Annotated in this window: 5 protein-coding genes; all 5 read left to right on the top strand. The window is 37.5% G+C overall.

The annotated features are described in order from the left end of the window. A partial coding sequence (locus tag A4F88_RS25585) for a hypothetical protein (RefSeq protein WP_162268815.1) occupies positions 1-387 on the top strand: 387 nt, incomplete at its 5' end. After that, the gene (locus A4F88_RS25085) at positions 351-1,022 is read left to right on the top strand and encodes a hypothetical protein (protein WP_156062685.1); all 672 of its coding nucleotides are present in this window, start codon (positions 351-353) and stop codon (positions 1,020-1,022) included. The genes A4F88_RS25585 and A4F88_RS25085, both read left to right, overlap by 37 nt. A 68-nt stretch (positions 1,023-1,090) precedes the next feature. Next, a complete protein-coding gene (locus A4F88_RS25080) occupies positions 1,091-5,176 on the top strand; it encodes a T9SS type B sorting domain-containing protein (protein WP_068845941.1) in 4,086 nt (1,361 codons plus the stop codon). 142 nt (positions 5,177-5,318) lie between these two features. Then, a complete protein-coding gene (locus tag A4F88_RS25075; RefSeq protein WP_068845946.1) occupies positions 5,319-6,236 on the top strand; it encodes a PorP/SprF family type IX secretion system membrane protein in 918 nt (305 codons plus the stop codon). Between the two features lie 11 nt (positions 6,237-6,247). Continuing rightward, positions 6,248-7,683 (top strand): PD40 domain-containing protein (locus A4F88_RS25070; protein WP_068845939.1); only part of this gene is annotated, 1,436 nt, incomplete at its 3' end.

Here is a 7,683-nt window from a genome sequence, read left to right as displayed (position 1 = left end):
ACTGCTCAAAATCAGGCTCCGGTGGCTACTGATAATTGTGGCGGAACGGTAACCTACACTAAAACTAGTGGAACTTTTACTGCAGGTTCTTGCGCTAACTCTGGAACGTATACTAATACATGGGTTGCCAAAGATGTGTGTAACAATATTTCTACCACTTTTACTCAGGTAATTACAATACAAGATACTACTGCACCGACATGGACTACTACTGCAAATGCCTTAAATGTAACTTTGCAATGTAATGATACAGCAGGACTCACCACTGCTCAAAATCAGGCTCCGGTGGCTACTGATAATTGTGGCGGAACTTTTTTGGAACATATACCAATACATGGGTTGCAAAAGATGTGTGTAACAACACCTCCACCACTTTTACTCAGGTAATCACAATACAAGATAATACTGCACCAACATGGACTACTACTGCAAATGCCTTAAACGTGACTTTACAATGTAGCGATACAGCAGGATTAACTCCGGTGGCTACTGATAATTGTGGCGGAACGGTAACCTACACTAAAACCAGTGGACAATTTCAAAAAGGAAGTTGTGGAAGTACCGGAACTTATACTAATACATGGACAGCAAAAGACATTTGCAACAATACTTCTACTGTATTTACTCAGATAATTACTGTTCAGGACACTGCAATCCCAACCTGGATTACACAGGCAGGATCTTTGAATGTTACTTTGGAATGTAATAATATTACAGGGTTAGCAACTGCTCAAAATCAAGCGCCAACTGCTACTGCAAATTGTTCAATTGTAACTTATACTAAAACTCGTGGGCAATTTATTTCGTCTGCTTCTTGTGCCAATGCAGGAACATATACCAATACGTGGATTGCAAAAGACGATTGTGGAAATGTTACTGATGCTTTTACCCAAGTAATCACTATTGAAGATACTACAAAACCAACTTGGACAACTCAGGCAAGTTCTTTAGACAAAACTATCGAATGCAGTGATACAGCAGTTTTGACTTCCGCGCAAGCGCTGATGTTTCGAATATTGTAAAAGTAAGCGGTGCTTTTGTAGCTGCTGCTGGTTGTTCGAATGCGGGAACTTACACTAATACATGGACGGTGAAAGATGATTGCGGAAATATTTCTGATACTTTCACTCAGGTGATTACAATTCAGGACACTACTGCTCCAACATGGACAACTCCTATTGCTTCTTTAAATAAAACTATCGAATGTAGTGATACAGCAGCTTTGACTTCCGCGCAAGCATTATTCCCAACAGCTTCTGATTCTTGCGATACTGATGTTTCGAATATTGTAAAAGTAAGCGGTGCTTTTGTAGCTTCTGCTGGTTGTTCAAATGCGGGAACTTACACCAATACATGGACCGTAAAAGATGATTGCGGAAATATTTCCGACACTTTTACTCAGGTGATTACTCTTCAGGATACTACTGCTCCAACATGGACAACTCCTGTTGCTTCTTTGAACAAAACTATCGAATGTAGTGATACAGCAGCTTTGACTTCCGCGCAAGCGTTATTCCCAACAGCTTCTGATTCTTGCGATACTGATGTTTCGAATATTGTAAAAGTAAGCGGTGCTTTTGTAGCTGCTGCTGGTTGTTCGAATGCAGGAACTTATACTAATACATGGACGGTGAAAGATGATTGCGGAAATATTTCTGACACTTTTACTCAGGTGATTACTCTTCAGGATACTACAAAACCAATCTTTACAGGAGATCTTCCATCAGATATTACAGTTTCTTGCGATGCTGTTCCTGCACCTGCAACCATTCAGGTTTCTGACAATTGCAATGGAAATTTACCTATAGTTTTTAGCGAAACTAAAAGCAATATAGAAAATCAATGTGCTACCAATTACACCTTAACACGTAAATGGACTACCAGCGATTGCGGTGGAAATACAGCCACATATACTCAAATAATTACAGTTAGAGACACTACTCCACCTACTGGAACTGCACCTCTTGATGTAACCAATTTATCAAGTATTGCTGACATTCCGGTTGGAAATATAAATGATATAAAAGATGCTGCTGATAACTGTAGCAGTACAGTAAACATTACAGTGAATGACTCTAATAATGGAGGAAGCGGTTGCGAAGGGAATCCTTATATCTTAATCAGAACGTATACTTTAACAGATTGTGCCGGTAATAAAACCGAGTTAAGACAAACCTTTACAGTTGAAAATAAAGTATCTGTAAGCGGTGTTGCTACTAATGTAAGCTGTTCTGGAGGAAAAGACGGGTCAATTTTAGTAACCAATAGTCCTGGCTCAACTGTTATTATCAGAAATGAAAATAATGAAGTTGTTGGAAATACAAATTTGCCTGCAGGAACTTACACACTAACAGCAACATCTCCTGTAAATACCGGAAACCAAACTTGTTCAGTTACTGCAACAGTTGTAATAACACAGCCTGCTTATACAGTTAAAATATCCGGACAAGTAATAAATAAAGACACTAATACTCCAATCGCAAATGTGCCTGTTACATTAGTACCACAAGGCACAACAACTGGTCCTGTTTTATTACGCATAACTGGCCCTGATGGTGCTTATAATTTCTCAGGTATGCCTGCCGGAAGTTATTTGGTTCAGGTACAGGATGCTAATTTAAATAGTGTACATCAATTGTATCCTGTTGATTCAAGCTTATTCTTTACCACACTTGAAGACTGTAAAATTCAACAACATAACTTTGAATACGGAACATCAAAACTTCCGGTTTTAGGAGATTATGTATGGTATGATACAAATGGTAACGGAATTCAGGATGAATGGTATGATACTAACAATGATGGTGTTGTAACCAAAAATATTCCTGATGGAAACGGAGCTATCGATTACAGTCAATGGGAATGGATTGATCTTAATGGAGATGGAAGCTATACAGGACCTTCAAATGTTGGAGAGCTAAATGCAGGTGGTTTTGGAAATGCATTGAGTGCAAATGTCATTATAGATGGTCCAAACGGATATCATGAAGAAGTAATTGTAGGTATTGAAGGATTCTGGAGAGACAGACCGGAAACAGCAAACCCTTATGGAGATTACACTATTAAACTGGTAAGAGATGCAAACTTTGATACGGTTGCTGCGGCATTAGGAGCTACAGGTTTAGTAAAAGTTCTTCCTTCGGTTACAAATAAAAAAGAAACAGCAAAATCCGGTAAAGCACAAGTACACACTGTTTGTAGTACAACCGGAGGTGCTGCGGGATATATTGTAACTGTAACACCAGAAGACCTCGTACATCTGGATGCTGATTTTGGAGTTAATTGTAAAACATTCTCTGATATTGTAGCCAATGATGATACAGCAGGACCAATTGCAGGGGTAAATCATACTACACCAAATGTTTTAAATGTATTGAAAAACGATACTCTTGAAGGTGCTCCTGTAACGGCTTCTGAAGTTATTATTACAACAGTAACACCAAATCCGTTTTTACAATTAAACGCTGATGGATCTGTAGATGTTTTACCAAATGCTCCAGTTGGAACTTTAACCATGGTTTATCAAATATGTGAAGCTGACCAGACAACAAATTGTGATACAGCAACTGTTACTGTAACAATTGTAGCTCCGGTAATGACTGTAACTGCTACAGCAATTTGTGTAAACGATGTTCCTTATGTTGACTATGTAGTAACTCCTGTCAATTTTACTCCTGCAAATGGTGTTACCATTTCATGGGCAAATAGCAGTAATACGGTTATCACGACAATGAATGATTTACCACTTAGCGGACGTATCATTTGGCCGGGAGCTGTGGTTGATGGAAATGGTAAAGGGATAGACTGGCCTGGATGGATTTTCCAGAACAATAAATGGGTTCAGGGTCCAGACGGGTTTGAAACGCTTCGCCCTAGTGTTAACTTAATTATATCCCTTAATCCAACAGAAACAATTACGTTAAATTATCCGCCTTCTGATCCTTATTGTACGTCCAGACCAACATTTGCCATTGTAGCTAATGATGATAATGCAGGTCCAATAAATGGGGTTACAGGACAAACTAATGTTATAAATGTATTAACAAATGACACGTTAAATAATAACGCTGTAGTATCAAATGATGTTACACTAACGATTGTAACACCTGATCCTAAAGGTGCATTGACTCTAAATCCTAACGGATCGGTTGATGTAGCAGCTGGAACTCCTGGCGGAACTTATACATTAACATACCAAATATGCGAAAAAGCCGATTTTGGGAACTGTGATACAGCCATTGTAACCGTAGTAGTATCTGAACCACCAGCTCCGCCAACACCAGTAGTAGCTACAGATGATGTTTACACTAATATTGGTTGCAACACATTTGGATTAGTTGGAAACGTGTTAAGCAATGATTTAAAAGGTCAGGCCAAAGCAACATTAGAACTGGTAAACTTTACTTTATTGCCACAAAATACAAATGGAACAAAAACAGATCCAAACATAACTTTTGATGCTTTAGGAAATGTAACTGTTACCAGCTTAACACCTGCAGGAACTTATACTTATAGCTATCAGATATGCGACAAATTAAGTTCTGACAATTGTGATACAGCAACTGTAACAATTACTGTAGTACCAAGTAGCGTTGTAACAATCACAAGTAAAGCCTGTAATGATGACTCAACTCTTATAGATCTAATGTCATTGTTACCAGAAGGCTCACCAGTATCAGGAACATGGATTGATACCAACAACAGTAATAGATTATCCGGAGCAACATTTAATCCGTTAGGCCTATCACTTGGCAATTATACTTTTGAGTATAAAATAACCGATCAAAACTGTCCTAGAAGTATTTTAATTAATATGGAAATCAATGATGATTGTAAAGTTTTGGCATGTGGAAGCATTTTGGTACACAATGCATTCTCTCCTAATGGCGACGGAATAAATGACTTTTTCAAAATTGATAATATTGATGAAACAACCTGTTATCCTGAAAATAATGTAGAAATCTACAATCGTTGGGGAGTATTAGTTTTTGAAACAGATAATTACAACAATACCAGCAATGCGTTTGATGGAACTTCACGAGGCAGAACAACTATCAAAAAATCTGATGGATTGCCAGCCGGAACTTACTTCTACATCATTACATACAAGTCACTGGATGGAAATAATGTAATTCAAAATAATAAAAAAGAGGGCTATTTGTATCTGTCTAAATAAAAACACAATTACAAAAAACAACATAACAACCACATTTACAAATAATTAACCTAAAAATCCTTATTTTTGATATACAAATGCATTGACTTTTTTTGATTTAAACAGAAAAAAATCAATAGTAATAATTAAAATAATATCTACTATGAGAACAAAATTATTTTTCTTCGTCATTATGTTTGTAAGCATTTGCAGCTATGGCCAGCAGGATGCCCAGTTCACCCAATATATGTACAATACTATAAACATAAATCCGGCCTATGCAGGATCTCGTGGAGTTTTAAGTGTTTTTGGTCTATACCGCACCCAATGGGTTGGACTTGACGGGGCACCAAAAACCAGCACTTTTTCAGTCAACTCCCCTATTAATAACAGTAATTTAGGAGTAGGAGTTTCTTTAGTAAATGATAAAATTGGTCCCACCAATGAGAATAATATATCAGTAGATTTGTCTTATACTGTTCAGACTTCTGCCGATTTTAAACTCTCCTTCGGAATCAAAGGAACTGCCAATTTGTTCAATCTTGATATTAATAAGCTAAATCCGGCAGATCAGGGAGATCCACAATTTCAGGATCTCAACAATAAATTCTCTCCCAATGTTGGAGCCGGAGTTTACTGGCACTCTGATAAAGCCTACATTGGTTTGTCAGTGCCTAATTTTATCGAAACCAATCGCTACGATGATAATGATATTGCCATTTACAAAGACAAAATCAACTATTATTTAATGGCAGGATATGTATTTGATCTGGATAAATACCAATACATCAAATTCAAACCAGCCGTACTGACCAAAATGGTCGAAGGAGCACCGCTTCAGGTAGATGTATCGGCCAACTTTATGTTCATCGACAAATTTGTTCTGGGAGTAGCCTACAGATGGAGCGCTTCGCTGAGTGCCATGGCAGGATTTCAAATCACAGACGGACTCTATATAGGATATGGCTATGATCGTGAAACCACCCATTTAAACAATTATAACTCAGGATCACATGAAATATTCCTGCGTTATGAATTCTTCAAAAACAATGGTAAACTCACAACCCCACGTTTCTTTTAAAAAAAATGATCATGAAAAATTATATATTCCTTTGCCTGACTGTTATCATTGCTTTTTCATCTAACAGTTATTCGCAACAATCCAAGATTAATACTGGCGACAAAAAATACGACAGTTATGCCTATATCGATGCCATTAAAACCTATGAGCGTGTGGCCGAAAAAGGATACAAATCAGAAGATATGTTTAAAAAATTAGGTAATTCTTATTACTTCAATTCAGAGTTTGAAGGAGCTGCAAAATGGTACACTCAATTATTTGACATGAATACTAATGTCGAGCCTGAATATTATTATCGTTATGCACAGTCTTTAAAATCAACAGGGCAGACTGATAAAGCCAATAAAATCCTGCAGGAGTTTAATACTAAGTATAAAAACGATACGAGAGGAAAACTCTACAAAGACGATGTGAATTATCTGGATGAGATTAAAGCCAATTCAGGACGTTACAAAATCGAAGATGCCGGAATAAACTCCAAATATTCAGATTACAGTACTTTTGTATATGACAATAAAATATATTTTGCTTCCGCCAGAGATACCGGAAATTTCTCTCAGCGTAAGCATAAATGGACAGGAGAATATTTTACCAATCTTTATTTTGCCGATGTAGATCCAACAACTCACACGGCTTCTAAAGTAAATAAGTTTAAAACCTCTATTAATACCAAATTTCATGAATCCTCTCCGGTATTTACCAAAGACGGAAAAACAGTTTATTTTACCAGAAACAATTATGTAAATGGCAAAAAAGGAAAAGATGAACATAAAATTACTTTAATAAAAATCTACAAAGCCACACTTGAAAACGGAAAATGGACTAATATCACCGAACTCCCTTTTGATAGTGATAACTACAGCACAGCTCATCCTGCACTTAGTCCTGATGAAAAAACACTGTATTTTGCATCTGATATGCCTGGAACGTTAGGACAATCTGATATTTATAAAGTTAGCATTACATCCAGTGGTTACGGAACACCTCAAAATCTGGGGCCAACAATTAATACTGAAGGAAAAGAAACCTTTCCGTATGTGACCAGTGAAAACGAAATCTACTTTGCCTCAGATGGTCATCCCGGACTTGGCGGACTCGATGTTTTTGTGGGACAGCTTGAAGAAAACGGAACAGTGAGCGCGATTCAGAATCTGGGAAGCGATATCAACTCACCAAAAGATGATTTTGCTTATATCATTGATCCGGTTTCCAGAACAGGTTATTTTAGTTCCAACAAAGATGGCGGACAAGGTTCTGATGATATTTACAAATTTCTGGAAACCCGAAGCCTGCACTGCAGTCAGGAGCTTACCGGAACCGTAATTAGTGTTGCCACAGCAGAAGCACTCGCCAATACCAAACTATCCCTTTACGATGCCAGACATAATCTGGTAAGCAGCACCATTTCAGATCCCAAAGGCTTTTATAGTTTTGTGGTAGATTGCGG

This window comes from Flavobacterium chilense (assembly GCF_001602525.1).
GTDB classification, from domain to species: Bacteria; Bacteroidota; Bacteroidia; order Flavobacteriales; family Flavobacteriaceae; genus Flavobacterium; species Flavobacterium chilense.
This window is presented reverse-complemented; position numbering and strand designations above follow the sequence as displayed.